The organism is Pseudomonas algeriensis (assembly GCF_048847255.1).
Taxonomy (GTDB): Bacteria; Pseudomonadota; Gammaproteobacteria; order Pseudomonadales; family Pseudomonadaceae; genus Aquipseudomonas.
The window spans coordinates 125,646-151,335 of the sequence record NZ_JBKKRK010000010.1; the positions used below are offsets into that span (position 1 = coordinate 125,646).

Genomic DNA, 25,690 nt, shown 5'->3' on the forward strand with positions numbered 1-25,690 from the left:
CAGCCTCAGGATCGCGCCGTCATCCCTTTGAGGCTCCTCTATGAAGTTCTCCTCCATTCTCTTGTTGTCCCTTGGCCTGGTCAGTGGCGTCGCGTCTGCCGGCGGTACCGCCGAAGCAGGTGTAGGCGGCGCATTGGGCGGGGTTTTGGGTTCGGTCGTCGGCCAGTCCCTGGGCGGCAACACCGGCTCCACTATCGGCGCGGCCCTGGGCGGCGCGGGCGGTAGCGCAGTCGGCGCAGACAAACATAGCCGCGGCGAAGCGGCAATCGGCGGCGCACTGGGTGCAGCCGGCGGTAACGTGGTCGGCCGCAGCGTGGGCGGCTCCACGGGCAGCCTGATCGGTGCCGCAGCGGGCGGTGGCGCCGGTGGCGCACTGGGTAACTACATGGGCAAGGACGACGATGACGACCGTTACGAAGGTCGCCGTAGCGATCGCCGCTACTACCGCGATGGCCACCGGGGCCGCGGTCATGCCTACGGACATCGCAAGCACAAGCACAAGCATCGCTATCACGACGATTGACGGCCGGCTTGACCCGTACCGTTAGATGATCGCAGCCTTCGGGAGACTGACCGGAGGCTGCGATTTTTCGTTTCAGGGTACCAATCGTTCCAATGCCTCGCGTAGCCGACCCGGGATCGGCACTGGCTGATTCGACATCCGGTCCACGAACACATGCACGAAGCGCCCCGCCGCGCAGGCCTCCTGCTCGTTCTCCTTGAACACCGCCAGCTCGTATTGCACCGAACTGTTGCCCAGCTTGGCGACCCGCAGGCCGATCTCGATCCGGTCCGGAAATGCGACCGATGCAAAATAGTCGCAGGCTGAACTCACCACGAAACCCACTACTTCGCCGTCATGGATATCCAGTCCACCGGCCTCGATCAGGTAGGTATTCACCGCCGTATCGAAAAAGCTGTAGTAGGTGACGTTATTGACGTGACCGTACACATCGTTGTCGTGCCAGCGCGTAGTCACCGGCTGGAAATGAAAGTACTCGGTGCGCTGGGGCATCTCTTGTCCTTGGTTGTGCACTGTTGTGGGGAAGACAGGCTGTCGGTTATCGCTGCGAGAAACCCTTGCCCTGCGCGGCCAACTCTCCGATCAGGCGAGCAGGCTTCCATTGATCCCCCTGCTTCGTCTCAAGGTCCACCAAGCGTGCATGGATGTCCGCAAGGCCTTGCTGATCAGCCCAGGCCATCGGGCCGCCCTTGTCAGCCGGGAAGCCATAGCCGTTGAGATACACCAGGTCGATATCGTGGGACGACTCGGCAATGCCTTCCTGGAGAATCTTCGCACCTTCGTTGACCAGCGCCAGCAGGCAGCGTTCGAGGATCTCATCGGCGTCGATGTCACGCCGCTGGAAACCCAGGTCCTCGCTGACCCGCTGTACCAGCGCATCGACTTCTACATCGTGTTCAGCCTGCCGGCTGCCCGGCTCATAGTGGTAATAACCGTTGCCACTTTTCTGGCCGAACCGACCCAACTCGCACAGGCGGTTGTCCACCTGCACCTCGGGGGCATCCTGCCCTTGGCCCGCCAGCTCCCGCGCGCGCCACTCCAGATCGATACCGACCACGTCGTACATTCGAAACGGTCCCATGGCGAAACCAAAGCCTTGCAGCGCCGCATCCACCTGATGGGGGAACGCACCCTCCAACAGCATCTTGCGCGCCTCCAGCACATAGGGATGAAGCATTCGGTTGCCGATGAAGCCGTGACAATTGCCCGACACCACGCTCACCTTGCCCATGCGCTTGCCCAGCGCCAGGGCAGCGTCCAGCACAGCCTTGGACGTTTGTGCGCCGCGCACGATCTCCAACAACTTCATGATGTGCGCCGGGCTGAAGAAGTGCAGGCCCAGCACTTGCGTTGGCCGACGCGTGGCGGCGGCAATGGCATCAATATCCAGCGCCGAGGTGTTACTTGCCAGGATCGCCTCGGGCTTGAGCATGCCGTCCAGCTCGCGAAATATTTTCTGCTTGAGTTCGAGGTTCTCGTAGACCGCTTCAATGACCAGGTCCACGTTGCGGATCGCCGCGTAGTCCTGCGCCCGCGCAATACGGGCGATCCTGGCGTCGGCTTCGCTTTGTTCGAGTCGGCCCTGGCGTACGTTATGGGCGTAGGTATCGGCCACCGTGGCCAGCGCCTGCTCCAGCATTTGTGGATTGTTATCGACCCACTGCACCGTAACGCCAGCGTTGGTCAGGCACATCACGATGCCCCGCCCCATGGTCCCTGCGCCGACCACAGCGGCGCGCTGGATATCGAAGGATGTCTGGCTCATGTTTGCTCTCTTGTTGGCGATCCAAAGACTGCTTCACCTTAGTCAGCCATCGACATTTTTTGAAATTTATTCGTGTGATGGAGGGCATTCAGCGGATGGATGGAGCTCGCAGTTGTTGGTCTGCTCGCCTGTGATGTGATTGAACTCGCCCGTGTTCTCCACGCACCGGATGATACCGCTCGGGAGTGTTACCGCTTTGCCACGAAGCGATACAAATCCAGGCGTTTTGATGTCTCGTCTCCAGTCATTTGACGCGTTAAGGTGCGCCGTCGATCCATGAATCAGCAGATCAGACCAGCAAAAGGCAGGATGCCCTTTGCACATTAACCAAGGAGAAAATCATGTTGAAGAAACTGACGTTACCTACCGCCCTGATCACAAGCCTCTTGCTAGGCGCGTGCATGAGGCTACCCGAAGTGCCACCGATGCTTGCTGGAGTGGAAATGCCAATTGTAGTTCCCGCGGCCTCGTTACCTTACGCTCACCACTCATCTCGATAATCAAAAGAGACTTGATAGTCATACAGCGTAAGATTTAGAACATGTTCAAAATGGGGCTGTAATATCTCAGCCCATTTGTCATCAACATTAAATCCACCCACGTTAATGTTGTTTTCTACTGGCACCCCCAGCTCATCAAGCACCCATGAATCGTCGCCAAAATCCTGTGAATATTCGCGCCCTTCGCCTAGCTCGGTTTCTTTGTCATACCAACTCAGTTTTAGCTTTAGACCCATTTTTTTCTCACAAATATTTTTTAATATTACGATTCGGTTTCGGACGATCTAGTTGCTCGCCCGTTAAATAGTCAAACGAACCTAGATGGCTTCCATCACTAGCACGGTATGCCTCCAACTCACCGTGCATGAAATCCCACTCATAAATAGTTCTTTTTTTGGAATCGGTCCACCGTTCGCGAAAACCGCCCCCACCTTGACGAGGGGTCTTTTGTTTGGCGATCTTCAAGTCAGCAAATCCAGTAATCTCCTCTGTCTTTGGTGCCCGATGGTAATCATGCCCTGCCTCCGGCAACCCTTTGCGCCGAACACTCAAAACTATATATAACGGCGAAACCCCAGACCCCACCGGAAACACAAGAATGAAATCCTTGTATTCCGGTGGATAAATCGGATTGACGATAATGCTGTCCGCCATGGGTGTCGGCGGGAAAATCCAGATACGCGGCGCCTGTGGCGCAGCCTCCAAAGCTGGGATGCCCAACGTCGCGCAAGGGTCCACTGCCGGCGTCCAGATCAACTCGACCCCATCGCCAAAAGCTGCCACTTGCTGCTCGCCACGCGCCTGGAATGTCACCACCGGGATCATCTCCCAGTCGCGTCTTGACTGGGTGTTGTAGCCATACCCTTTCAGCGTCCCGTCGGCCTGGGTTTCGACATGTAGGCGAACCCGGCTGCGCGCTTTTTCAAGGGACCTTAGTTGCTCTTCGGTGTACAGCGAACCATCGCCCAGGTTCGAGGGCATCAGCAGCCCCACCAACCCCACCAGCGCGCCGGCCGCCACGGGTGTCGTGACCGTCGCGCCAGCGCCAAGGGAGGCCAAAGCGGTCCCACCCAGTGCGAGCGTGCCAAAACTCGCCGGTAACGCTCCGCTGATGGTCTTCAGCGGTACGCAGCCTGACGCGTCAACCTCCCGACCGCCCAACAATTTGAACGCACCATAGGCGCTCAGCAGTTCGGTCGGGATGTAACCGGTTGGATTGTGATAGTCGATGATTGCATCGGGCAGTTCGCAGGATTTGGCGAACACACAGCCCTTGATGCTCGGTGCATCCCTCTGGCTTGTCTGGCCCAGCCGCTGGCTCATGTATTCCTCTTGCCGAGCGAGCATGTCCTCATGGGCTTTAAAATCGGCGTCTCTTTTTGCCAGCTCGCCCGGGGTCATGTCCCGCAGGACTCTGTAGCGCCTTTCGCCACCGCGGTACTCCCAGACTTGGGGGATATCACTTTTTCCTTTCGCCATGCTTCGTCCTTGCTCGGTCAGCGCCCGTTCAATACAAGCGGCGCGGCGAACCTTACCGAGTAAGCAAGGAAGTGATCACCAGACGGTTCCGAGACTGACGTGAGACTTTTCTTTTTGTTGGGATACGATTTCGCCCTCTACTTTCCAGGAATAAACAGGCGCTGGAAGAAAAATAGTCACCCACAAAAAAGCCGCCCTTAAAGGGCGGCTTTCTCATGTATCGGCAAGCCTTACAGCTGTGGACCTGCCGCCTTGATCGCGTCGCTCACTTCGAACTTCTTGAAGTTTTCGATGAACAGACCGGCCAATGCCTTGGCCGCTTCGTCGTAGGCAGCCTTGTCGGCCCAGGTGTTGCGTGGGTTCAACAGGCCAGTCTCGACGCCTGGGACGGCCAGCGGCACGTCCAGGTTGATGATGTCCAGGTGTTCGGTTTCAGCACCGATCAGCGCGCCGCTCTGGATCGCTGCGATCACCGCACGGGTGGTCGGGATGTTGAAGCGCTTGCCGACGCCGTAGCCGCCGCCGGTCCAGCCGGTGTTGACCAGGTAGACCTTGGAGCCGAAACCACGGATGCGCTTGATCAGCAGCTCAGCGTATTCACCGGCTGGACGCGGGAAGAACGGCGCGCCGAAGCAGGTGGAGAAAGTCGACTTGATGCCGCTGCCCGAACCCATTTCGGTCGAGCCCACCAGTGCGGTGTAGCCGGACAGGAAATGGTAGGCGGCTTGTTCTTCGCTGAGGATCGACACAGGTGGCAGTACGCCGGTCAGGTCGCAGGTCAGGAAGATCACGGCGTTTGGCTCGCCACCGAGGTTTTTCGGTGCGCGTTTTTCGATCAGCTCACGCGGGTAGGCGGCGCGGCTGTTCTGGGTCAGGCTGTCGTCGGCATAGTCGGCTTTCTTGGTGACCGGGTCCAGGACCACGTTTTCCAGTACGGCACCGTGCTGGATGGCTTTCCAGATGACCGGCTCGTTCTTCTCGGACAGGTCGATGCACTTGGCATAGCAACCGCCTTCGATGTTGAAGACCACGCCCACGCCCCAACCGTGCTCGTCGTCACCGATCAGGTAGCGGCTTTCATCGGCGGACAGGGTGGTCTTGCCAGTGCCCGACAGGCCGAAGAACAGGGTCACGTCGCCCTCTTCGCCCATGTTCGCGGCGCAGTGCATCGGCAGCACGTCGGCGGCCGGCAGCAGGAAGTTCTGCACGGAGAACAGGGCTTTCTTCATCTCGCCGGCGTAGCGCATGCCAGCAATCAGCACTTTCTTGGCCGCGAAGTTGATGATCACGGTACCGTCGGAGTTGGTGCCGTCGCGCTCAGGCTCGCAGACGAAGTTCGGCGCGTTGAGGATCTGCCATTCGTCCTTGCCGCCGGCGTTGTATTGCTCGGGGTTGATGAACAGGCAGCGGCCGAACAGGTTGTGCCAGGCAGTCTCGGTGGTCATCTTGACCGGCAGGTAGTGCGCAGGATCGGAACCTACATGCACGTGGGAGACAAAACGCTCGCGCTCGCCCAGGTAGGCTGCGACGCGGTTCCACAAGGCATCGAACTTGTCAGCCGGGAACTTGCGGTTGATCGGGCCCCAGGCAATGGCGTGCTGGGTGGTTGGCTCTTCCACAATGAAACGGTCCACTGGCGAACGACCGGTACGATGACCGGTACGTACAACCAGCGCGCCAGTATCGGCAAGCTCGCCTTCACCGCGATTCAGGGCTTCTTTAACCAGATCATCGACACTCAGATCGGTGTACACGGCGTTATTGGCTTGCGTCATGAGATTCCCCGTCGGCCCGTGGCCGAGTGCTCCAAACGTTTTGTAGTAGGAAGTCGCGCACTACTACCCGAAAAAAGTGGGCCGGATTATGCCAGAAAAGCCCAAAAAGAGTAGGGCCCTCCCGTCAGTACGGCGTAAATCCGGCGTTTGCCAGGAGATTTACCTGCGCTGAACCGATTTAGTGACGAGTATCTGACGGTGTGTCGACACCCGCACCGGCGAACAATTGGGCGATGTCCGCGGCATCGAACAGGTAGCGCTCATTGCAAAATTGGCAATCGATTTCGATGGCGCCGCCATGCTCGATCACCAATTGCTGCGCATCTTCCAGACCCAGACTGACCAACGCATTGCCGGAACGCTCACGGGAGCAACTGCATTTGAAGCGTAACGGCTGGCCTTCAAACAGGCGAACCTGTTCTTCGTGGTAGAGGCGATGCAGGATGGTTTCGTTGTCCAGGCCCAGCAGCTCATCGGCGCTCAAGGTGCTGGCGAGAGCGGTGACGTGTTGCCAGCTGGCATCACGTTCTTCCGAATCACGAATGCGGTCGGCCGGCAATTGCTGCAACAGCAGGCCGCGGGCACGCCGCCCGTCGGCGTACAGCCAGAAGCGTGTGTTGGTCTGCTGGGACATGACGAAGTAGTTGGTGAAGCACTCGGCCAGCGTTGCGCCGTCGAGATCGACAATGCCTTGGTAGCGCTTGCCATGGCTCGGGTCGACCGTCAGGGCCAAAACGCCATTGGGCATCAGGTCGGAGAGTGTCGCGTCGGGGGCGATCTGCTCGGCGTGATAACGGGCCAGGCCTCGGATCTCACGCTCGCTCGAACACTCGATCATCAACAATGGCACCGGGCCTTCGGAGCGGGCCTGGAGAATCAACAAGCCATCGAATTTCAAGGTACCCACCAGCAGCGCCGCGGCGGCCATCAACTCGCCGAGCAACTGCGCGACCGGCTCCGGATAGGGGTGCTTGGCGAGGACTTCGGCGTAGCTACGCTCCAACGCTACCAGCTCGCCACGGGCGTCGCTGTCATCGAAGATGAAACGTTGGGTGTAGTCGGTATCCGGTAAATCAGTCATAGGAGTCTGGTTCTGAGGTGATGGCAATGGATGGCTGGCATTTTATGGGCATTCAGGATGGGTTCCAAGCAAGCCATGATTTTGCTTTGTGGGAAGACTGAGCATCTATCTGCATGTGCAGCGCTGTTGTGGCGAGGGAGCTTGCTCCCGCTCGGTGGCGTAGCGACCGCAAGATTCTGGGGCCGCTACGCAGCCCAGCGGGAGCAAGCTCCCTCGCCACGGGTTACCGGTGTGGCCGATGCTTTACTCGCTGTTGCTCCCATGGAACTTGAACAGGTCTCGCCGTTGTTTCTTGCTTGGCTTGCCATCGGTGCTCACACCCAGGGCACCGGCCTTGCGTTGGGCGGCTGCCGCTTCGCGCTTGGCGACGCTGGCTTCGGTCTCGCGGTATAGCGTTTGAGCCTGCGGCGCGCCGCGACGCACGATGGACAAAGCTTCGACGACCACCGTTTTTTCGTCGAAGCCTGTTCGAATGACGTATTCGTCACCGATACGTGGCTCTTTGCCAGGCTTGCATCGTTCGCCCCGGTGATGGACCTTGCCGCTTTCAATGGCAGCCTTGGCCAAGGCACGGGTTTTATAGAATCGTGCCGCCCACAACCATTTATCGAGACGGACCTTGTCATCCTCTTCGCTTTTTTGTGCCACTTGGATTCCTCTTTCTAACCTATGGCTGGAACTGTACTACCGTTTTTGTCGGGCGCACGAATCCGTCCCGACGGATAGAATGCCCGCCGAACCGCCTGTCCGCATGGCATGCGTCGGCATCGGTTACACATGCAAACAAGTACGTAGATAACTGTCGTCATTTTGTGATTATTCTGCGTGAATACCGCGATTCGCGGGACCCGCAATCCGATGCGCCAATTTCAGGTTGTTTTTATTGAAGACTTTCGACCATCTGACCGTTGTCGGTCTGCGCGAGTGGGTGGCGCTCCCTGATCTGGGAGTCGCCGGGCTACGGGCAAAAATCGACACCGGCGCCAGCACCTCGAGCCTGCACGCCACCGACATCGAGCCATTCGAGCGTGACGGCGAAAAATGGGTGCGCTTCACCGCGCACCTCGGCACCGTCGTGCAACTGCGCCATCGCCGCTGCGAAGCACCCTTGGTGGCGCGCAAGACCATCAAGAGCTCCAACGGCCACGCCCAGGTCCGCTATGTGATCAGCACCACCCTGGCGTTGGGCGATCGGTTCTGGCGGGTCGAATTCACCCTCGCCTGCCGCAAATCCATGCGTTATCGCCTGTTGCTGGGTTCCAAGGCCTTGATCGACGGCCAGTTGGTGGTCAATCCAGGCATCAAATACGTTCAAGACAAGCCGGCATTCCCGGTATCCACTACCTCTGCCACAGGTGTTGCATGAAGATCGCTGTGCTGTCGCGAAACCCGCGTCTGTATTCCACCCGCCGCCTGGTCGAGGCCGGGACCGAGCGTGGCCATGAAATGGTGGTGATCGATACCCTGCGCGCCTACATGAACATTGCCAGCCACAAGCCGCAAATCCATTACCGCGGCAAGCCGCTGGAAGGCTTCGATGCGGTGATCCCGCGTATCGGCGCGTCGGTGACCTTCTACGGTTGCGCGGTATTGCGCCAGTTCGAAATGATGGGGGTGTATCCCCTCAATGAGTCCGTTGCGATTGCCCGCTCGCGAGACAAGCTGCGCTCGCTGCAATTGCTGTCTCGGCGTGGCATCGGCTTGCCCGTGACCGGCTTCGCCCACTCTCCAGATGACATTCCCGACCTGATCGCCATGGTCAATGGCGCGCCTCTGGTTATCAAGGTATTGGAGGGCACCCAGGGCATTGGCGTGGTGCTGTGCGAAACCGCAACGGCGGCGGAGTCGGTGATCGAAGCATTCATGGGCCTGAAGCAGAACATCATGGTCCAGGAATACATCAAGGAAGCCGGGGGCGCGGACATTCGTTGCTTCGTGGTCGGCGACAAAGTAATCGCGTCGATGAAGCGCCAGGCCAAGCCAGGGGAGTTTCGCTCCAACCTGCATCGCGGCGGCAGCGCAAGCCTGATCAAGATCACGCCGGAAGAGCGCATGACCGCCCTGCGTGCAGCCAAGGTCATGGGGCTGGCGGTGGCTGGCGTGGACATCCTGCGCTCCAATCACGGGCCGCTGGTGATGGAAGTCAACTCCTCGCCAGGCCTGGAAGGCATCGAGACCACCACCAGCAAGAACGTGGCAGGGATCATCATCGAGCACCTGGAGAAAAACGGCGGGCCGAACATGACCCGGACCAAGGGCAAGGGGTAATCCATTTATAGTTTACTGTGGGAGCGAGCTTGCTCGCGATGACGGTGTGTCAGCCAACATAAATTTGGCTGAGCCACCGCATCGCGAGCAAGCTCGCTCCCACAGGTTTTGCGCCTTCCGAGCGATTCCGCTACACCGCATCCCGAGGCAACATCAAGCCCAACGGCAGCCGCACCCGCGCTTCCAGTCCGCCGCCCACGCGATTGCGCAGCTCGACGTTGCCGCCGTGCATCGAGGCGATGCGCTTGACGATCGCCAGGCCCAGTCCCGTGCCCTTTCCCCCCCGGGCGCGATCGCCTCGGGTGAACGGATTGAAAATGGCCTCCAATTCCGACGGATCGATGCCGGCGCCTCGGTCCATGACGCTCAGCACGACGTAGGGCGCGCTGGTATCGCCCGAAACGTAGGCGGCCACTTCCACACCGGTGCCTGCATGGTTCAGGGCGTTGCCGATCAGGTTGTTCAGCAGGCGCTTCATCGATACGCGACGTAGCGGGAACGGCTGGATCGGCTCCAGGCGCAGGTGGACCTTCTCTTCGTTCTGGTTATAGGGTGCAGCCACCTCCCGAACCAGGTCGCTGAGATCGACTTCTTCCACCGACTCATCACGACCGTCGCGAATGAATGCCAGGAACTGGTCAAGAATCGCGTCCATGTCTTCGATATCGCGGACCATCTCATCAGTCAGGTCGGTGTGCTCGCCCATCAACTCCAGCGATAACCGCAACCGGGTCAGGGGCGTGCGCAAGTCATGGGAGACCCCTGCAAGCATCAGCTCACGTTCGCGTCCGGCCTGCTCGACATCCTCGGCCATCTGGTTGAAGGCGCGGTACACCTCGGTCATCTCGCTGGGCGTATCGCTGATCGGCAACCGTACACTACGCCCCTGGCCCAATTGCCGGGCGGCGTACACGAGGCGTTTGAGCGGTTGGTTGAGCTGGCTGACGAAGATCCACGCCGAAGCCGTTGAAAGCAGGCCGATCGCCAGGAACCAGCCCAGCACGTTCCAGATCTTCTGGCCCCGCAATGGATGGGGGTACAGCGGAACCTTCAGCCAACCATCCCCAAGGCTTGGAGCGCGCACCCACAATGCCGGCGGCGAGTGCATGCGCAATCGCACCTCGGTGTCGGCGCCCAACTCGGCCTGCATCTGCCGCTGATAGATCTCGCTGTATGGCCAGTGCTGCTCGCCTTCCGGCACGCCGGCTCCGACCACCCGGATCAACGTCGCCGCCTCGGCAATCTTTGCTCGATTGGTTTCGTCGGCCGCCCAGTAGGCCCGCAATGTCAAGGCAACGCCGTGACTGTATTGGCGGTCCACCAGCACGTCTTCGTTCATCAGCAGGTAGACCAACGTCAGCGCCTTGGAAAAAAGCACGACGATGAGCACCAGCCAGAGGGTGCGGGAAAAGAAACTCTGGGGGAACCAAACGGGGGTTTTCATGAATAGCCGCTACACACTTGCAGGAGCGAGCGATGCTCGCACAATGACGGACCGCGAGTCGCCTGGAAAAGACTTCAATCAACCAGGCTTCCCGCTCCTACAAATCGCCGATCACTTGCTGGCGGCGCCATCCGGCACGAATACGTAGCCTACGCCCCAGACGGTCTGGATATAACGCGGCTTGGATGGATCGGGCTCGATCATCCGGCGCAAGCGGGAAATCTGCACGTCGATGGAACGCTCCAGCGCATCCCATTCCCGGCCACGGGCCAGGTTCATCAGCTTGTCTCGGGTCAGCGGCTGGCGAGCGTTCATCACCAGAGCCTTGAGGACCGCGAACTCACCGGTGGTGAGCATGTGTACCTCGTCGCCGCGCTTGAGCTCGCGGGTGGCCAGCGACAGTTCATAGTCGCCGAAGGTGACGCTTTCGTCTTCGCTGCCCGGCGCGCCCGGCACCGGCGCCGACTGGCGACGCAAGACCGCCTTGACCCGCGCCATCAGCTCGTCCGGATTGAACGGCTTGGCCAGGTAATCGTCGGCGCCCAGTTCAAGGCCCTTGATACGGCTCAGCTCGTCGCCCTTGGCGGTCAGCATGATGATCGGGATCTGGTTGTTCGCGCCGCGCAGGCGACGACAGGCGGTCAAGCCGTCTTCACCGGGCAGCATCAGGTCGAGGACGACGAGGTTGAAAACCTCACGGGCCAACAGACGGTCCATTTGCTCCGTGTTCGGTACAGTGCGGGCTCGGTAACCCTTGCTGACGAAAAAGCGCTCCAGCAGGCTGCTCAGCCCTGGATCGTCGTCAACAATCAGAATTTTTTCGCCTTCAGCAGTTTGTGCGGTGCTGCTCATAGGAAGCTCCTTTGATCTCGGCGCGCATTATGGCCTAGCTGCCGTTGTGCGTACCGTGTGCATTGTTAGCAGATTTTTCGCCTATCTCCAGCAATCCGCTGATCAAGCCCACGGGCGCGACGCACCCTAACGGTTGAACGCTGGTTATAATGCGCGGCCTTTGTGCCAGGACAGGGCCGGATCGTTACACCGGCGAAACACCTTTTCCCCCTGGCCAGGCAGCATTTTTTTGATTTCACGGGTCAACAGGCAGCCTTTTGACCCAGGCAGCGGCGCACGCCAGGCCGCTCAACCAGTCTCGCCGAGCCCGGCTTCTGCGGTGGCGAGCCTGATTTCACAATTTGTCAGGTGGTTTTATGGACAGCATCAACAGCCGCATCGCCGAGGAACTCGGCGTCCGCCCACAACAGGTCGAAGCGGCCGTCGCGCTACTCGATGAAGGCTCCACGGTCCCTTTCATCGCCCGTTACCGGAAAGAAGTGACAGGCAGCCTCGATGACACTCAATTGCGTCATCTGGAAGAGCGCCTGCGCTACCTGCGTGAACTCGACGAACGGCGCATCAGCATCCTGGCGAGCATCCAGGAGCAGGGCAAGCTGACCCCGCAACTCGAACGCGACATCAAGCTGGCCGACACCAAGACCCGCCTCGAAGACTTGTACCTGCCCTACAAGCAAAAGCGCCGCACCAAGGGCCAGATCGCCCTGGAAGCCGGCCTCGGCGAGCTGGCCGACGGCCTGTTCAACGACCCGACCCTCGCCCCGGAAACCGAAGCCGCGCGTTTTATCGATGCGGAAAAAGGCGTGGCGGACGTAAAGGCCGCGCTGGAAGGCGCCAAGTACATCCTCATGGAGCGTTTCGCCGAAGACGCCAACCTGCTGGAAAAGCTGCGTAACTTCCTCAAGCAGGAGGCGACCCTCAGTGCCCGCGTCATCGCCGGCAAAGAGGAGGAAGGCGCCAAGTTCCGCGACTACTTCGAGCACGACGAACCGCTCAAGAGCATGCCGTCCCACCGTGCCCTGGCGATTTTCCGTGGCCGCAACGAAGGCATTCTCAGCTCCGCGCTGAAGGTCGGTGAAGAACTGCCCGGCACCATGCACCCGTGCGAAGGCATGATCGCCCAGCAATTCGGCATCCAGAACCAGAACCGCGCCGCCGACAAATGGCTGGCCGAGGTGGTGCGCTGGACCTGGAAGGTCAAGCTCTATACCCACCTGGAAACCGACTTGCTCGGTGAGTTGCGCGATAACGCCGAGACCGAGGCGATCAACGTATTCGCCCACAACCTGCACGACCTGCTGCTGGCCGCGCCGGCCGGCCCCCGCGCCACCCTGGGCCTGGACCCGGGCCTGCGCACCGGTTGCAAGGTAGCGGTCGTCGATTCCACCGGTAAGTTGCTGGACCACGCCACGGTCTACCCGCACGTGCCGCACAACAAATGGGACCAGACCCTCGCGGTGCTCGCCGCCCTGTGCGCCAAGCATTCGGTGGACCTGATCGCTATCGGCAACGGCACCGCCAGCCGCGAGACCGACAAGCTGGCAGCGGAACTGATCAAGAAATACCCGGCCATGAAAATGACCAAGGTCATGGTCTCCGAAGCCGGTGCTTCTGTTTATTCGGCGTCGGAGCTGGCTTCGAAGGAATTCCCGGACCTGGACGTGTCGATCCGTGGCGCGGTGTCGATCGCCCGTCGCCTGCAGGACCCACTGGCGGAACTGGTGAAGATCGATCCGAAATCCATCGGTGTCGGTCAATACCAGCACGACGTGTCCCAACTGAAACTCGCCCGTGGCCTGGACGCCGTGGTGGAGGATTGCGTGAACGCCGTGGGAGTGGACGTGAACACCGCTTCGGCGGCACTGCTGGCGCGGATTTCCGGCCTGAACGCGACACTCGCGCAGAACATTGTCACCCACCGTGATGAACATGGCGCGTTCAAGACCCGCGCCGCGTTGAAGAAAGTCCCGCGCCTGGGTGAAAAAACCTTCGAACAAGCCGCCGGCTTCCTGCGCGTCATGAACGGCGACAACCCGCTCGACTCCTCGGCGGTCCACCCGGAAGCGTATCCGCTGGTGCAACGCATCGCCGCCCAGACCGACCGCGACATCCGCTCGCTGATCGGCGACGCCGCGTTCCTCAAGCGCCTGGACCCGAAGAAATTCACCGACGAAACCTTCGGCCTGCCCACCGTGACCGACATTCTGCAAGAGCTGGAGAAGCCGGGCCGCGACCCGCGTCCGGAATTCAAGACCGCCGAATTCCAGGAAGGCGTCGAAGACCTCAAGGACTTGCAACCGGGCATGATCCTCGAAGGCGTGGTCACCAACGTGACCAACTTCGGCGCGTTCGTTGATATCGGCGTGCACCAGGACGGCCTGGTACACATCTCGGCACTGTCGGAAAAATTCATCAAGGACCCGCGCGAAGCCGTGAAGGCCGGCGACGTGGTGAAAGTGAAGGTCATGGAAGTCGATATCCCGCGCAAACGCGTTGGCCTGTCGATGCGCATGAGTGACACGCCGGGTGAGAAGGTCGACGGTGCCCGCGGTGCTCGCCCAGGCGCCGCCCCACGCCAGTCGCAGAACACCGCGCCCCGCAAGGAAACCGCCACGGCGGCCCCGGCGAACAACGCCATGGCCTCGCTGTTCGCCAACGCCAAGCAATTGAAGAAACGCTGATGGACGCGCCAGCCGGGTTGGTGGAGAGCGCGTTTTTCAAGCTGCTCGGCTGCCGTTTGCACAGCCTTGGGGACGGGGTGGCGCAAGTCACCCTGGATCTGGCCCCCGAGTTGCGGAATCGCGGCGGCAAGCTGCACGGTGGCGCGCTGTTCAGCCTGGTGGACATCGCCATGGGCCTGGCCTGCTCCAGTGTCCATGGCTTCGACCAGCAGTCTGCGACCATCGAATGCAAGATCAACTACATCCGCGCCGTGTCCGACGGCGAGGTGTTGTGCACCGCCCGGGTCATCCACCCGGGCCGGCGCACATTGGTGGTCGAGGCCGATGTGATGCAAGGCGACAAGCTGGTCGCAAAAGCGCAAGGCACGTTCGCTGTCCTATAGCTCCTGGTCATCGATTTGAGTTAATTTCGACGCCACGAATGCGGTGTCGGGCTTTCCTGTGGGAGCGAGCTTGCTCGCGATGGCGATGGACCTGTCACATTTAGTTGACTGATATACCGCTATCGCGAGCAAGCTCGCTCCCACGAGGGACGGCGGCGATCTTCTTTGACCGTATGTAAACCAGGCGAAAACGCCAGTTTTAACTTCACCCTTGTAGACCGTCTTGCCCACCCCCATATTGGGGCGACTGACGCGTGAAGGAATTCAACTTGAGCGACCTTTTAAACCGCCGCCTGGCCCTGCTCGGCGAGCGCGCCAACCTCTCCCTGCTCGAGCAGTGCCTGCACGGTATCGAACGTGAATGCCTGCGTGTCACCGACAACGGGCGCCTGGCGCAGACGCCGCACCCGCAAGCCCTGGGCTCGGCGCTGACCAACGAACAGATCACCACCGACTATTCCGAGTCGCTGCTGGAATTCATCACCCCGGCCCTGGCCAACCCGGCTGATACCCTGCGCAGCCTCGACAGGATCCACCGGTTTGTCTACAGCAAGCTCGGCGACGAATACCTGTGGAGCCCTTCGATGCCGTGTCCGCTGCCGGCTGAGGAGGAGATTCCGATCGCCTATTACGGCACCTCGAACATCGGTCGGCTCAAGTATGTCTATCGCAAGGGTCTGGCCCTGCGTTACGGCAAGACCATGCAATGCATCGCCGGGATCCACTACAACTTTTCCCTGCCGGAAAAGCTCTGGCCCCTGCTGCGCCAGGACGAAGCCAGCGATCTGAGCGACCGGGATTTCCAGTCGTCGGCCTATATCGCCCTGATCCGCAATTTCCGGCGCTACAGCTGGCTATTGATGTACCTGTTCGGCGCCTCGCCGGCCCTCGACGCCGGTTTCCTGCGTGGCCGACCGCATCAGCTGGAACAATTGGACCCGGACACCTTGTACCTGCCCTACGCCACCAGCCTGCGCATGAGCGACCTGGGCTACCAGAGCAACGCCCAGGCCGGCCTGACGCCTTGCTACAACGACCTGGCAAGCTACACCGATAGCCTGCGCAAGGCTGTGGCAACGCCGTATGCGCCGTATGTCGAGATTGGCACTCACCAGAACGGCGAATGGGTGCAGCTCAACACCAACATCCTGCAGATCGAAAACGAGTACTACTCCAACATCCGCCCCAAGCGCGTGACCTACACCGGGGAGCGACCGATCCAGGCGCTGATGGCCCGTGGCATCCAGTACGTCGAAGTACGTTGCCTGGACATCAACCCGTTCTTGCCGATGGGCATCGACCTGACCGAATCGCGGTTCCTCGATGCGTTCCTCTTGTATTGCGGCCTCGACGACAGCCCGCAATTGGAAAACAACGAGTGCAGCAACGCCACCAGCAACTTCCTGACGGTGGTCAAGGAAGGCCGCAAGCCAGGCCTGCAATTGCAGCGCCAGGGTGAATCGGTGGACATGCAAGCCTGGGCCCTGGAATTGCTGGACAAGATCGCCCCGCTGGCGGCACTGCTCGACCAAAGCCAAGGTGGTGATGACCACCGCCAGGCGCTGGACGCCCAACTGGCAAAAGTCCGCGACCCATCCCTCACGCCATCCGCCCGGGTACTGGCGGCCATGGCCGAACACAAGGAAAGCTTCGCCCAGTTCTCCCTGCGCCAGAGCAAGGCCCACGCCGAGTTTTTCCGCGCAGAGCCACTGTCGGCCGATGAAATAATTGCCTTCGAGGAAAATGCTCGGCGATCCCTGGTCCAGCAAACCGAGTTGGAGCAGAACGAAGTGGGTGATTTCGACGTGTTCGTGGGGTCGTACCAGGCGAGTATTCTAGCGATCAGTAACTGATTCGCCGCTGGCAAGAACATTCTGTGGCGAGGGAGCTTGCTTCCCTGCCACAGGGGTTTCGTGGCTTCTCGATAGACTTTTTCGCAGATAAGCTAATGCGAAAAAGTTATTTATTTTAGAGTTCTTAGATCATTTAGTCTCCTCCAACGCCGACTCTCCGGCGGCTTGTTGAGGAGCTTTACCATGTCTTTGAGTTTCCCCCTTCGCCTTCTCGCAGCCGCCTCCCTGGCCGCGGCGAGTTTTTTCGCACAGGCAACCGACCTGACCGTCGCCTACCAGACCACCGTGGACCCGGCGAAAGTCGCCCAAGCCGATGGCGCGTATGAAAAAGCCACCCAGGCCAAGATCGCCTGGCGCAAGTTCGACAACGGCGCCGATATCATCGCCGCCATCGCCTCGGGCGATGTGCAGATCGGCTACCTCGGCTCCAGCCCGCTGACCGCCGCGATCACTCGTAAGGTGCCAGTAGAAACATTCCTCATCGCGACACAGATCGGCGCCGCCGAAGCCTTGGTGGCCCGTGACGGCTCCGGCATCAAGACCCCGCAAGACCTGATCGGCAAGAAGATCGCCGTGCCGTTTGTTTCCACCGGCCATTACAGCCTGCTCGCCGCGCTGAAACACTGGAATATCGACCCATCGAAAGTCACCGTGCTCAACCTCGCCCCACCGGCCATCATCGCGGCGTGGAAACGCGGCGACATCGACGCCACCTACGTCTGGGACCCAGCCCTGGGCGTCGCCAAGGAAAACGGCAAGGTGCTGATTACCTCTGCGGAACTGGCGCAATTTGGCGCACCGACCTTCGACGCATGGATCGTGCGCAAGGACTTCGCCCAGCAGCACCCTGAAATCGTCACGGCTTTCGCAAAAGTCACCCTGGATGCCTACGCCCAGTACCGCAAGGACCCACAAGCCTGGCTGGCCGATGCGTCCAACATCGACAAGCTGGTGAAGCTATCCGGGGCCAAGGCCAGCGATATCCCGCTGTTGTTGCAAGGCAACGTATTCCCCTTGGCCGCAGACCAGGTGCTGAGCCTCGGCGCCCCAACCACCCAGGCGATAACCAACACCGCCGCGTTCCTCAAGGAGCAAGGCAAGGTCGAAGCCGTACTGCCGGATTACGCACCGTACGTCAGCGCCAAATACATCACTCGCTGATCAAAAAGGAGACACCGAGATGGCCTTGCTACAGCTGGAGCGCATCAGCGCACAGTACCCCGGCGCCACGAAACCGGTACTGGCGGATATTTCGTTGACCCTGGGCCCACAGCAGTTGCTGGTCGCCCTCGGGCCATCCGGCAGTGGCAAGACGTCGTTGCTGAACCTGATTGCCGGGTTCGTCGAGCCCAGCGCCGGACAAATCACCTTGGACGGCGTGCCAGTGTCAGGCCCGGGCGCCGAACGTGGCGTGGTGTTCCAGGACGATGCGTTGCTGCCTTGGCAGGACGTGCTGGCAAACGTCGGGTTTGGCCTGGAACTGGCCGGGCTCGCGAGAGAAAAACGCGAGGCTCGCGCCCGGGAAATGCTTGCCTTGGTGGACCTGGCCGGGTTCGAAAAGCGTCGCGTCTGGCAGCTGTCTGGCGGTCAGAAGCAACGCGTCGGCCTGGCCCGCGCGCTGGCGGCCGATCCACGGGTACTGTTGATGGACGAACCGTTCGGAGCCCTGGACGCCTTCACCCGCGAGCAGATGCAGGAACTGCTGCTGCAGGTCTGGCAGCGCACCGCCAAACCGGTGTTCCTGATTACCCACGACATTGAAGAAGCCGTGTTCCTGGCGACCGATCTGATTTTGCTGGCGCCCGATCCCGGGCGGATCGTCGAGCGGCTGAGCCTGGATTTCGGCCACCGCTACGGCGCTGGCGAATCGGCCCGGTCGATCAAGTCCGATCCACGCTTCATCGAGACCCGCGAGCACGTGCTCGCCAGAGTGTTTTCCCAACGCAGCGCCACTCGACAACAGGAGCGCGCATGAGCAGCTATGAAATTCCAGCCGTGGCCGGCGATGCCGTGAATTCGCACGCGGCCGCACCCGCTCGACGCAGGCTGAGCACACGCTGGATCAGCGGCCTGACATTGGTGGTGTTGCTGTTTCTCTGGTGGGCGATCACCGCCACCGGGCTGATCGAACCGCTGTTCCTGCCGCCGCCCTCCGCCGTGCTGCAGAAGGGTTGGCTGCTGGCAACCAGCGGCTACATGGACTCAACACTCTGGCAACACCTGGGCGCAAGCCTCGGCCGGATTGGCCTGGGCCTGTTGTTCGCGGTGCTGACAGCGGTACCGGTGGGCATCGCCATCGGCGCCAATCGTATTGCCCGTGGCGTGCTCGATCCGCTGATCGAATTCTATCGGCCGATCCCTCCCCTGGCTTACTTACCGCTGATCGTGATCTGGTGCGGCATCGGCGAGCTGTCGAAAGTCCTGCTGATCTACCTGGCGATCTTCGCCCCGATCGCCATCGCTACGGCCACCGGCGTGCGCACCGTCGACCCGGCCAGATTGCGCGCCGCGCAGTCCCTGGGCGCCTCGCGGACGCAATTGATTCGTCATGTGATCGTACCCAGCGCCTTGCCCGACATTCTTACCGGCATTCGCATCGGCCTGGGCGTGGGTTGGTCGACGCTGGTCGCCGCTGAACTGATCGCAGCCACCAGCGGCCTGGGATTCATGGTGCAGTCGGCGGCGCAATTCCTGGTCACCGATGTCGTGGTTCTGGGAATCCTGGTGATCGCAGTGATCGCCTTCGCCATGGAGATGGGCCTGCGCGCCCTGCAACGCAAACTGGTGCCATGGCACGGCCAGGCTCACTGATACGCAATGACCACGCCGACCATTCGGCGCCCATCCGAGAGAATCAAAATGAGCCGCCCGACCATTACCCCTTTAAGCATTGCCCTCGGCGCGCAGATCAACGGGATCGACATCAGCCAACCGCTGAGTCCGCAAGACCGGGATTTCGTCGAGCAGGCATTGCTGGAACATCAGGTACTGTTTTTCCGCGACCAGCCGATCGAACCACCGCAACAGGCACGTTTCGCGGCGTATTTCGGTGACCTGCACATCCATCCGATCTACCCCAACATACCGGAGCAGCCTGAAGTGCTGGTGCTCGACACCGCCGTCACCGACGTTCGCGATAACGCGGTGTGGCACACCGACGTGACCTTCTTGCCGACACCCGCCCTGGGCGCGGTGCTCAGCGCCAAGCTGCTGCCGGCGTTTGGCGGCGACACGTTATGGGCCAGCGGCATTGCAGCCTACGAAGCGTTGTCGGCGCCGTTGAAAAGTTTGCTGGAAGGTCTGACAGCGACCCACGATTTCACCCGTTCATTTCCGCTGGAGCGCTTCGGCAACTCGCCTGAAGACCTGGTGCGCTGGGAGGAAGCACGGCGCAAGAACCCGCCGTTGTCCCATCCAGTAATACGTACTCATCCAGTGAGCGGCCGCCGCTCGCTGTTCGTCAACGAAGGCTTTACCACCCGAATCAACGAGCTATCGGAAACCGAAAGCGAGGCGATCCTGAAACTGCTGTTCGCCCACGCCACCCGACCGGAGTTCACCGTTCGTTGGCGCTGGCAGGCCAACGACGTGGCGTTCTGGGATAACCGCGTGACCCAGCATTTCGCCGTGGACGACTACCGTCCCGCCCGGCGCGTGATGCACCGGGCGACGGTGTTGGGGGATGTGCCGTTTTTCAGGTGAGTGCCTTGCCCGAATGGTTTTCCGGGGTAACGCATATCCCCGTGGCGAGGGAGCTTGCTCCCGCTCGACTGCGCAGCAGTCGCAAAACCTGTCCCACTGCTTTTCCTGATACGCAGCGTTGAATGGGTTTGGGGCCGCTTCGCGGCCCAGCGGGAGCAAGCTCCCTCGCCACAGGGGTGTTCGGTGTTACTCCGCCGTCGAAGGCTTCTCCCACAGGTTAATCCCACCCTCCTGGGCAAACCGGTCGATCTCGGCCAGTTCTTCGGCGCTGAAGTTGAGGTTCTGCAACGCCCCGACGTTCTCGACGATCTGCTCCGGCCGGCTCGCGCCGATCAGGGCCGAGGTGACACGTGGATCGCGCAGCGTCCAGGCCAGGGCCATTTGAGCCAGGCTTTGGCCGCGACGCTGGGCGATTTCGTTGAGGGCGCGGACGTGGGCGATATTTTCATCCGACAGATGCGACGCTTGTAACGAGCCACCGCCCGGGCGATTCACCCGCGCATCGGCCGGAATGCCCTTGAGATACTTGTCGGTCAGCAGTCCCTGGGCCAGCGGCGTGAAAGCGATGACGCCAGTGCCGAGCTCATCGGTAGCGTCCAGCAGGTCTTTTTCCACCCAGCGATTGAGCAGGTTGTAGGCCGGCTGGTGGATCAGCAGCGGGACTTTCCATTCCTTGAGCAGCGCGGCCATTTCCCGGGTCTTCACGCCCGAATACGAAGAGATGCCTATGTACAAAGCCTTGCCCTGTTGCACGGCTGTGGCGAGGGCGCTGGCTGTTTCCTCCAGTGGCGTGTCGGGATCGAAACGGTGGGAGTAGAAAATGTCCACGTAATCCACGCCCAAGCGTTGCAGGCTCTGGTCGAGGCTGGCGAGCACGTATTTGCGCGAACCGCCGCCCTGTCCATAAGGGCCGGGCCACATGTCCCAGCCGGCCTTGCTGGAGATGATCAGTTCATCGCGGTACTGCTTGAAATCTTCACGCAACAGCCGACCGAAATTGATTTCGGCGCTGCCGTAGGGCGGGCCGTAGTTGTTGGCGAGGTCGAAATGGTTGATGCCCAGGTCGAATGCCGTGCGCAGCAAGGCTCGCTGAGTATCGATCGGCGTACTGTCGCCGAAGTTGTGCCACAAGCCGAGTGACAGGGCCGGAAGCACCAGCCCGCTGCGCCCGACGCGGCGATAGGGAATGGACTCGTAGCGGTTTTGCGCAGCGGTGTAGGTCATCGAAAAGGCTCTCTGTGCGAACGGCGAGTGGCAGAAGCTAACATTTCACAGACGCATCGGTCAGGCCGAAAGTTCGCATGGCAGGTGTGGAGCGAGCTTGCTCCGGGCGGCGATCCGACGATAGCGGTGGATCTGCCAACAAATCATCGACAGGTATGGCCTCATCGCGAGCAAGCTCGCTCCCACAGAGACCCGATAGCCTAGCCTTAACGCGCCTGCGCAAACACCTGGGCCACCCAATCCACGAATACTCGCACCCGTGGCGACATGTGTCGGTTGTGCGGATAGAGCACCGACACTGGCATGGAAGGTGGTGGAGTCGCGGCGAGGACTTCCTGGATCAGGCCCTGCCGGATCGGCTCCTCCATCCGGTAATGCGGGCATTGGATCAGGCCCATCCCGGCGATGGCCGACGCGGCGTAGATTTCCGCGCCGGACACTGACAACGTGCCCCCGATCGGCACTTCCTTGAGTTCGCCCTCGACCATGAACTCGAACGGATACAGCTTGCCGGTACTGCGCGAGACGTAATTCACCGCTTTGTGATGTTTCAGATCCGCGAGGCTTTTCGGCTCACCGTACCGGCGAAGGTAAGCAGGACTGGCGCAAGTGATCTGCCGAAGATTGGCGACGCGCCGGCCAATCAATGACGAATCCGCCAACGTGCCGGAACGCACGACGCAATCAACGCCTTCGGCAATCAGGTCGACGAAACGATCCGCCTCGCTGATGAACAATTCTATTTCGGGGTAGCGAGCCATGAATTGAGGCAGCGCTGGGATCACGAAATATCGCGCCTGGGTTCCGTGCAGGTCCACCCTCAGCTTGCCTTTGGGCGCCACGCCGCGAAACGCCAGTTCGGCTTCCTCCAGCTCGGCCAGCAACTGCACGCATCGCGGGTAATAGGCTTCGCCATCAAGGGTCGGGCGTACCTTGCGGGTGCTGCGCTCCAGCAAACGCACCCCCAACCAGGCCTCGAACTGATTGAGCGTGTGGGTCAGCGTCGCCCGGGGCATGCTCAAATCTTCAGCGGCCAGGGTGAAACTGCTGCGCTCGTAGATGCGGACAAATACCCGCATGGCCTTGACCTGATCCATCGGAATCCTGCGCCCTGATTGTTGAGAGATATTGAACAGTCAAGGCAACTTTCTTGCATTTATCGCCAAGAGTAAACATGTGAATCTGGCTTCAACCTACCACGACATCTCAGGGGATTCTTGCCATGACTGTTCCAAACTCCAAAGTTGCCATTGTCACCGGCGCCTCGCGCGGCATCGGTGCAGAGATTGCCAAGCAACTGGCCACTGACGGTTTCGCCGTCGCCGTCAACTTCGCCAGCAGTGCCACCGAAGCCTCCAGGCTGGTCGTGCAGTTGCGCCAGGCCGGTCACCAGGCCATAGCGGTGAAGGCCGACGTGTCGGTTGCCGCCGATGTCAGCCGGATGTTCGATGAAGTCGAAGCACAGCTGGGCAAGATCGATGTGTTGATCAACAACGCCGGCATCCTTCAGGTCATGCCCTTGGCACAGCACAGCGATGAGCTGTTCGACCGCACGTTTGCAATCAATACCCGGGGCACGTTCAACACCTTGCGCGAAGCCGCGACCCGGCTGAACGACGGCGGCCGAATCGTGAATTTTTCCAGCAGCACCGTGGGCCTGAACCTGCCTGGCTATTCGGTGTACATCGCCAGCAAGGCCGCGGTGGAGTCGCTGACCCAGGTGTTTGCCAAGGAACTGCGCGGTCGACAGATCACGGTCAATGCCGTGGCCCCGGGGCCGGTCGCCACCGAGCTGTTCATGCACGGCAAAAGCGAAGAGCAGGTGCAGCACTACGCGAAGATGCCGCCCTTGGAGCGCCTCGGCCAGCCGGAAGACATTGCCAGCATCGTGTCTTTCCTGGCCAGCCCGGCTGCCGGCTGGGTGAACGGGCAGATCCTGCGGGCCAATGGTGGGTTGGTCTGAGGCTGCGATCTGAACCCCAAGTCAAACCGCTTTCGTCGGATCGCCGCCCGGAGCAAGCTCGCTCCCACAAGGGAATCCTTGACCTGTGGGAGCGAGCCTGCTCGCGTTGGGGCCGGTGGTGCCAGACCCTAAGCTCGTTGACGCCGTCCTTGGGCTTAGCTCAGCGCACCAGATGCAAGAACTGCATGTGCCGCTCGTACTGATCGAGGATGTCGTTGATGACCTGCTCCTTGGAGTAGCCCACCAGATCGTAATCCTGGCTGCCTTCGCTCAGGTGCACCTCGGCTCGGTAGTAACGCCGGTTGTTGATTTGCTTGGAGCCCATGCCGCCCCGGGCGAAGGACGGCGTGAAGTAGCCGCGCATCTGCACCTGGTAGATGAACGGATGCTGCTCGCCGTGGCCGATCTCCAGGCTGACGCTGTCGTTGGCCGGGTCTGGCTGGGTCATCACCGCCAGGCCTTTTTCAGCGAACACCGCTTTCACTTCTTCAATGGCAGGGCGCACCGTGGTGTCCAGGAAACGGTACACCTCGTCCCGGGAAGGGAAATGCACCGCCTGGCTCAGACGCTGGCGCCAGCCGCCCGTGCCCCGGCGAGATCCCGCCACCGGCGCGAGGGAATGCAATTGCGCAATCTGCTTCTGGGATTCGAGATAGAACGCCTTGTGCAGCCCCCACATCATCAGCAAAAGAATCATGGAGAACGGCAACGACGTCAGCACCACCGCTGACTTAAGCGCATCAATGCTGCCGGAAAACAGCAAGGCACTGGTCACCAGAGCGGTCATCGCCCCCCAGAACACACGCAGCCATTTCGGCCCGTCTTCATCGGGGCTGCCACCCTTGGCAGACAATGTCGAAAGCACCACGGTGCCTGAATCGGCGGACGTGACAAAAAACACGAAGCTGATAAACACCGTGACCGCGATCACCGTCTTGCTCCACGGATAGGTTTCCAGCAGCAGGTAAAGGCTCATCGACGGGTTTTCCAGGGCGGACATGCCCAAGGCGCTCATGCCGTGGTTCAGTACTTGGTCGAGGGCACTGTTGCCGAAGATCGACATCCACGCCAGGGTGAAACCCAGTGGAATCAAAAGCACGCCAAACACGAATTCGCGGATCGTACGGCCACGGGAAATCCGTGCGATAAACAGCCCCACGAACGGCGACCAGGCGATCCACCACGCCCAGTAGAAAACGGTCCAGCCGCCCAGCCAGTCACTGGGCTTGTTGTAGGCGTACAGGTCGAAACTTTTCATCGGCAGCGCGCCGAGGTAGTCCCCCAAATTCTGAATCAGCGTGTTGAGCAGGTGCTGCGTCGGCCCGGCAAACAGCACGAACAGCAACAGCGCGCAGGCCAGCAGCATGTTGATGTCGGACATGACCCGCACACCTTTATCGACACCCGCCACGGCGACGATGATCGCCGCCCCCATCATCAGTACGATCAGGCCAACCTGGACCCACTGCGTGTGAGCGACGCCGAACAGGTAATCCAACCCGGAATTGAGGTGCAGCACTCCAAACCCCATGTCCGCGCCCAGGCCGAACACGGTCGCGATGATGCCGAAGCCGTCCACTGCATAACCGATCGGGCCATTGATGCGCTTGCCGATCAGCGGGTACAACGCCGACCGCAAGGCCAACGGCAAATTGTGCCGGTAGGCGAAGTACGCCAGGGCCATGCCGACGAATGCAAAGACGCCCCAGCCGTGCAAGCCCCAGTGCAGGAAAAGGATCTGCATGGCCTGGCGCGCCGCATCGGCGGTGCCGGCCTCCCCTTGGGGGGGCTGGACCAGATGGGTCAGCGGCTCCGAAACGCAAAAGAAGAACAACGTGATGCTGATCCCGGCGGCGAACAACATGCCGGCCCAGGACAGGTAACTGAACTCGGGTTCGTCGTGGTCGGCTCCGAGCTTGATCTTGCCGTAGCCGGACAATGCAGTGACTACCACGAAAATCAGATACAGGGTCATCGCCAGCAAGTAATACCAACCGACCGTGTTGGCCGCCCAGTTCTGGGCCGCCAGAAGCCACGCGCCGGCCTGCTTGGGCAGCGTGATGACAACCAGGCCGAACAGCAGGATGAAGGTCGCCGAGAAATAAAACACTGGCGGATTCATGCGGACCAGGCCGCTGGATGGGAGGGACGAAGTGCTCATCGACAGAGCACCTCGCGAAGCGAAGCAGTGATGTGT

General features: G+C 60.7%; 23 protein-coding genes. 11 read left to right on the top strand and 12 right to left on the bottom strand.

Translation table 11 applies throughout. The features are described from left to right. The first annotated feature begins 40 nt into the window (after positions 1–40). Complete coding sequence (locus tag ACLK1G_RS16750; protein WP_420766425.1) at positions 41–523, top strand: glycine zipper domain-containing protein; 483 nt, start codon at positions 41–43, stop codon at positions 521–523. A gap of 72 nt (positions 524–595) precedes the next feature. On the opposite strand, the gene ACLK1G_RS16755 is transcribed toward ACLK1G_RS16750, so the two are convergent. From ACLK1G_RS16755 to ACLK1G_RS16785, 7 genes are all read right to left on the bottom strand, one after another. Further along, positions 596–1,015, bottom strand: a complete 420-nt coding sequence (locus tag ACLK1G_RS16755; protein WP_420766426.1) for an acyl-CoA thioesterase — start codon at positions 1,013–1,015, stop codon at positions 596–598. Between the two features lie 46 nt (positions 1,016–1,061). Continuing rightward, a complete protein-coding gene (locus ACLK1G_RS16760; protein WP_420766427.1) occupies positions 1,062–2,288 on the bottom strand; it encodes a 3-hydroxyacyl-CoA dehydrogenase in 1,227 nt (408 codons plus the stop codon). A gap of 481 nt (positions 2,289–2,769) precedes the next feature. Further along, entirely contained in the window at positions 2,770–3,024 is a 255-nt protein-coding gene (locus tag ACLK1G_RS16765) for a colicin E3-like toxin immunity protein (RefSeq protein WP_420766428.1), read from the bottom strand. Positions 3,025–3,031: 7 nt separating this feature from the next. Then, complete coding sequence (locus tag ACLK1G_RS16770; protein ID WP_420766429.1) at positions 3,032–4,267, bottom strand: colicin E3/pyocin S6 family cytotoxin; 1,236 nt, start codon at positions 4,265–4,267, stop codon at positions 3,032–3,034. 230 nt (positions 4,268–4,497) lie between these two features. Then, a complete protein-coding gene (locus ACLK1G_RS16775; protein ID WP_420766430.1) occupies positions 4,498–6,042 on the bottom strand; it encodes a phosphoenolpyruvate carboxykinase in 1,545 nt (514 codons plus the stop codon). A 178-nt stretch (positions 6,043–6,220) separates the two neighbouring features. Beyond that, positions 6,221–7,123, bottom strand: a complete 903-nt coding sequence (gene hslO / locus ACLK1G_RS16780) for an Hsp33 family molecular chaperone HslO (RefSeq protein WP_420766431.1) — start codon at positions 7,121–7,123, stop codon at positions 6,221–6,223. Positions 7,124–7,366: 243 nt separating this feature from the next. Further along, positions 7,367–7,771: an RNA-binding S4 domain-containing protein gene (locus tag ACLK1G_RS16785; RefSeq protein ID WP_420766432.1), complete on the bottom strand. Its 405-nt coding sequence runs from the start codon at positions 7,769–7,771 to the stop codon at positions 7,367–7,369. Between the two features lie 235 nt (positions 7,772–8,006). Here ACLK1G_RS16785 and rimB point away from each other — a divergent pair, with 235 nt between their 5' ends. Both rimB and rimK read left to right on the top strand, forming a co-directional pair. Beyond that, positions 8,007–8,489: a retropepsin-like aspartic endopeptidase RimB gene (gene rimB / locus ACLK1G_RS16790; protein WP_039592641.1), complete on the top strand. Its 483-nt coding sequence runs from the start codon at positions 8,007–8,009 to the stop codon at positions 8,487–8,489. Beyond that, positions 8,486–9,391: a 30S ribosomal protein S6--L-glutamate ligase gene (gene rimK / locus ACLK1G_RS16795; protein WP_215003541.1), complete on the top strand. Its 906-nt coding sequence runs from the start codon at positions 8,486–8,488 to the stop codon at positions 9,389–9,391. Before rimB ends, rimK begins: the two co-directional genes overlap by 4 nt. A 130-nt stretch (positions 9,392–9,521) precedes the next feature. On the opposite strand, the gene ACLK1G_RS16800 is transcribed toward rimK, so the two are convergent. Next, positions 9,522–10,835 (bottom strand): ATP-binding protein, encoded by a 1,314-nt coding sequence (locus tag ACLK1G_RS16800; protein WP_039592640.1) that lies wholly within the window; start codon positions 10,833–10,835, stop codon positions 9,522–9,524. 111 nt (positions 10,836–10,946) lie between these two features. Next, on the bottom strand, positions 10,947–11,687 hold the full coding sequence (gene ompR, locus ACLK1G_RS16805) for an osmolarity response regulator transcription factor OmpR (protein ID WP_003196691.1): 741 nt from the start codon (positions 11,685–11,687) through the stop codon (positions 10,947–10,949). A gap of 356 nt (positions 11,688–12,043) precedes the next feature. On the opposite strand from ompR, the gene ACLK1G_RS16810 reads away from it, so the two are divergent. The 7 genes from ACLK1G_RS16810 to tauD all read left to right on the top strand — a co-directional run bounded on the left by ACLK1G_RS16810 (position 12,044) and on the right by tauD (position 20,306). Further along, positions 12,044–14,368, top strand: coding sequence for a Tex family protein (locus ACLK1G_RS16810; protein WP_420766433.1), 2,325 nt, complete (start codon positions 12,044–12,046; stop codon positions 14,366–14,368). Continuing rightward, positions 14,368–14,751: a PaaI family thioesterase gene (locus ACLK1G_RS16815; RefSeq protein ID WP_420766434.1), complete on the top strand. Its 384-nt coding sequence runs from the start codon at positions 14,368–14,370 to the stop codon at positions 14,749–14,751. Before ACLK1G_RS16810 ends, ACLK1G_RS16815 begins: the two co-directional genes overlap by 1 nt. A gap of 269 nt (positions 14,752–15,020) precedes the next feature. Beyond that, complete coding sequence (gene gshA, locus ACLK1G_RS16820) at positions 15,021–16,604, top strand: glutamate--cysteine ligase (protein WP_420766435.1); 1,584 nt, start codon at positions 15,021–15,023, stop codon at positions 16,602–16,604. Between the two features lie 183 nt (positions 16,605–16,787). Then, positions 16,788–17,765, top strand: coding sequence for a taurine ABC transporter substrate-binding protein (tauA, locus tag ACLK1G_RS16825; RefSeq protein ID WP_420766436.1), 978 nt, complete (start codon positions 16,788–16,790; stop codon positions 17,763–17,765). Positions 17,766–17,784: 19 nt separating this feature from the next. Further along, positions 17,785–18,579: a taurine ABC transporter ATP-binding subunit gene (gene tauB / locus ACLK1G_RS16830; RefSeq protein WP_420766437.1), complete on the top strand. Its 795-nt coding sequence runs from the start codon at positions 17,785–17,787 to the stop codon at positions 18,577–18,579. Further along, entirely contained in the window at positions 18,576–19,415 is an 840-nt protein-coding gene (tauC, locus tag ACLK1G_RS16835; RefSeq protein ID WP_420766438.1) for a taurine ABC transporter permease TauC, read from the top strand. The genes tauB and tauC overlap by 4 nt, the downstream gene beginning before the upstream one ends. A 48-nt stretch (positions 19,416–19,463) precedes the next feature. Beyond that, positions 19,464–20,306, top strand: coding sequence for a taurine dioxygenase (gene tauD, locus ACLK1G_RS16840; RefSeq protein ID WP_420766439.1), 843 nt, complete (start codon positions 19,464–19,466; stop codon positions 20,304–20,306). Positions 20,307–20,492: 186 nt separating this feature from the next. On the opposite strand, the gene mgrA is transcribed toward tauD, so the two are convergent. Both mgrA and ACLK1G_RS16850 read right to left on the bottom strand, forming a co-directional pair. Continuing rightward, positions 20,493–21,530 (bottom strand): L-glyceraldehyde 3-phosphate reductase, encoded by a 1,038-nt coding sequence (mgrA, locus tag ACLK1G_RS16845; protein ID WP_420766440.1) that lies wholly within the window; start codon positions 21,528–21,530, stop codon positions 20,493–20,495. A 206-nt stretch (positions 21,531–21,736) separates the two neighbouring features. Then, positions 21,737–22,627, bottom strand: coding sequence for a LysR family transcriptional regulator (locus ACLK1G_RS16850; RefSeq protein ID WP_420766441.1), 891 nt, complete (start codon positions 22,625–22,627; stop codon positions 21,737–21,739). Positions 22,628–22,752: 125 nt separating this feature from the next. Between ACLK1G_RS16850 and ACLK1G_RS16855 the strand changes: the two genes are divergently transcribed. Beyond that, on the top strand, positions 22,753–23,493 hold the full coding sequence (locus ACLK1G_RS16855) for an SDR family oxidoreductase (RefSeq protein WP_420766442.1): 741 nt from the start codon (positions 22,753–22,755) through the stop codon (positions 23,491–23,493). 160 nt (positions 23,494–23,653) lie between these two features. Here ACLK1G_RS16855 and betT read toward each other — a convergent pair whose 3' ends face one another. Further along, positions 23,654–25,615, bottom strand: coding sequence for a choline transporter BetT (gene betT, locus ACLK1G_RS16860; protein WP_420766508.1), 1,962 nt, complete (start codon positions 25,613–25,615; stop codon positions 23,654–23,656). Positions 25,616–25,690 lie beyond the last annotated feature (75 nt).

Bases quoted from the DNA above. Each gene is read 5' to 3' on its own strand.
- rimK (WP_215003541.1), top strand. From the start codon at position 8,486: ATGAAGATCGCTGTGCTGTCGCGAAACCCGCGTCTGTATTCCACCCGC.
- ACLK1G_RS16760 (WP_420766427.1), bottom strand. From the start codon at position 2,288: ATGAGCCAGACATCCTTCGATATCCAGCGCGCCGCTGTGGTCGGCGCA.
- ACLK1G_RS16800 (WP_039592640.1), bottom strand. From the start codon at position 10,835: ATGAAAACCCCCGTTTGGTTCCCCCAGAGTTTCTTTTCCCGCACCCTC.
- ACLK1G_RS16755 (WP_420766426.1), bottom strand. From the start codon at position 1,015: ATGCCCCAGCGCACCGAGTACTTTCATTTCCAGCCGGTGACTACGCGC.
- mgrA (WP_420766440.1), bottom strand. From the start codon at position 21,530: ATGACCTACACCGCTGCGCAAAACCGCTACGAGTCCATTCCCTATCGC.
- ACLK1G_RS16750 (WP_420766425.1), top strand. From the start codon at position 41: ATGAAGTTCTCCTCCATTCTCTTGTTGTCCCTTGGCCTGGTCAGTGGC.
- ACLK1G_RS16855 (WP_420766442.1), top strand. From the start codon at position 22,753: ATGACTGTTCCAAACTCCAAAGTTGCCATTGTCACCGGCGCCTCGCGC.
- ACLK1G_RS16765 (WP_420766428.1), bottom strand. From the start codon at position 3,024: ATGGGTCTAAAGCTAAAACTGAGTTGGTATGACAAAGAAACCGAGCTA.
- ACLK1G_RS16850 (WP_420766441.1), bottom strand. From the start codon at position 22,627: ATGGATCAGGTCAAGGCCATGCGGGTATTTGTCCGCATCTACGAGCGC.
- tauC (WP_420766438.1), top strand. From the start codon at position 18,576: ATGAGCAGCTATGAAATTCCAGCCGTGGCCGGCGATGCCGTGAATTCG.
- hslO (WP_420766431.1), bottom strand. From the start codon at position 7,123: ATGACTGATTTACCGGATACCGACTACACCCAACGTTTCATCTTCGAT.
- ACLK1G_RS16810 (WP_420766433.1), top strand. From the start codon at position 12,044: ATGGACAGCATCAACAGCCGCATCGCCGAGGAACTCGGCGTCCGCCCA.
- ACLK1G_RS16770 (WP_420766429.1), bottom strand. From the start codon at position 4,267: ATGGCGAAAGGAAAAAGTGATATCCCCCAAGTCTGGGAGTACCGCGGT.
- ompR (WP_003196691.1), bottom strand. From the start codon at position 11,687: ATGAGCAGCACCGCACAAACTGCTGAAGGCGAAAAAATTCTGATTGTT.
- betT (WP_420766508.1), bottom strand. From the start codon at position 25,615: ATGAATCCGCCAGTGTTTTATTTCTCGGCGACCTTCATCCTGCTGTTC.
- ACLK1G_RS16815 (WP_420766434.1), top strand. From the start codon at position 14,368: ATGGACGCGCCAGCCGGGTTGGTGGAGAGCGCGTTTTTCAAGCTGCTC.
- ACLK1G_RS16775 (WP_420766430.1), bottom strand. From the start codon at position 6,042: ATGACGCAAGCCAATAACGCCGTGTACACCGATCTGAGTGTCGATGAT.
- tauB (WP_420766437.1), top strand. From the start codon at position 17,785: ATGGCCTTGCTACAGCTGGAGCGCATCAGCGCACAGTACCCCGGCGCC.
- tauD (WP_420766439.1), top strand. From the start codon at position 19,464: ATGAGCCGCCCGACCATTACCCCTTTAAGCATTGCCCTCGGCGCGCAG.
- tauA (WP_420766436.1), top strand. From the start codon at position 16,788: ATGTCTTTGAGTTTCCCCCTTCGCCTTCTCGCAGCCGCCTCCCTGGCC.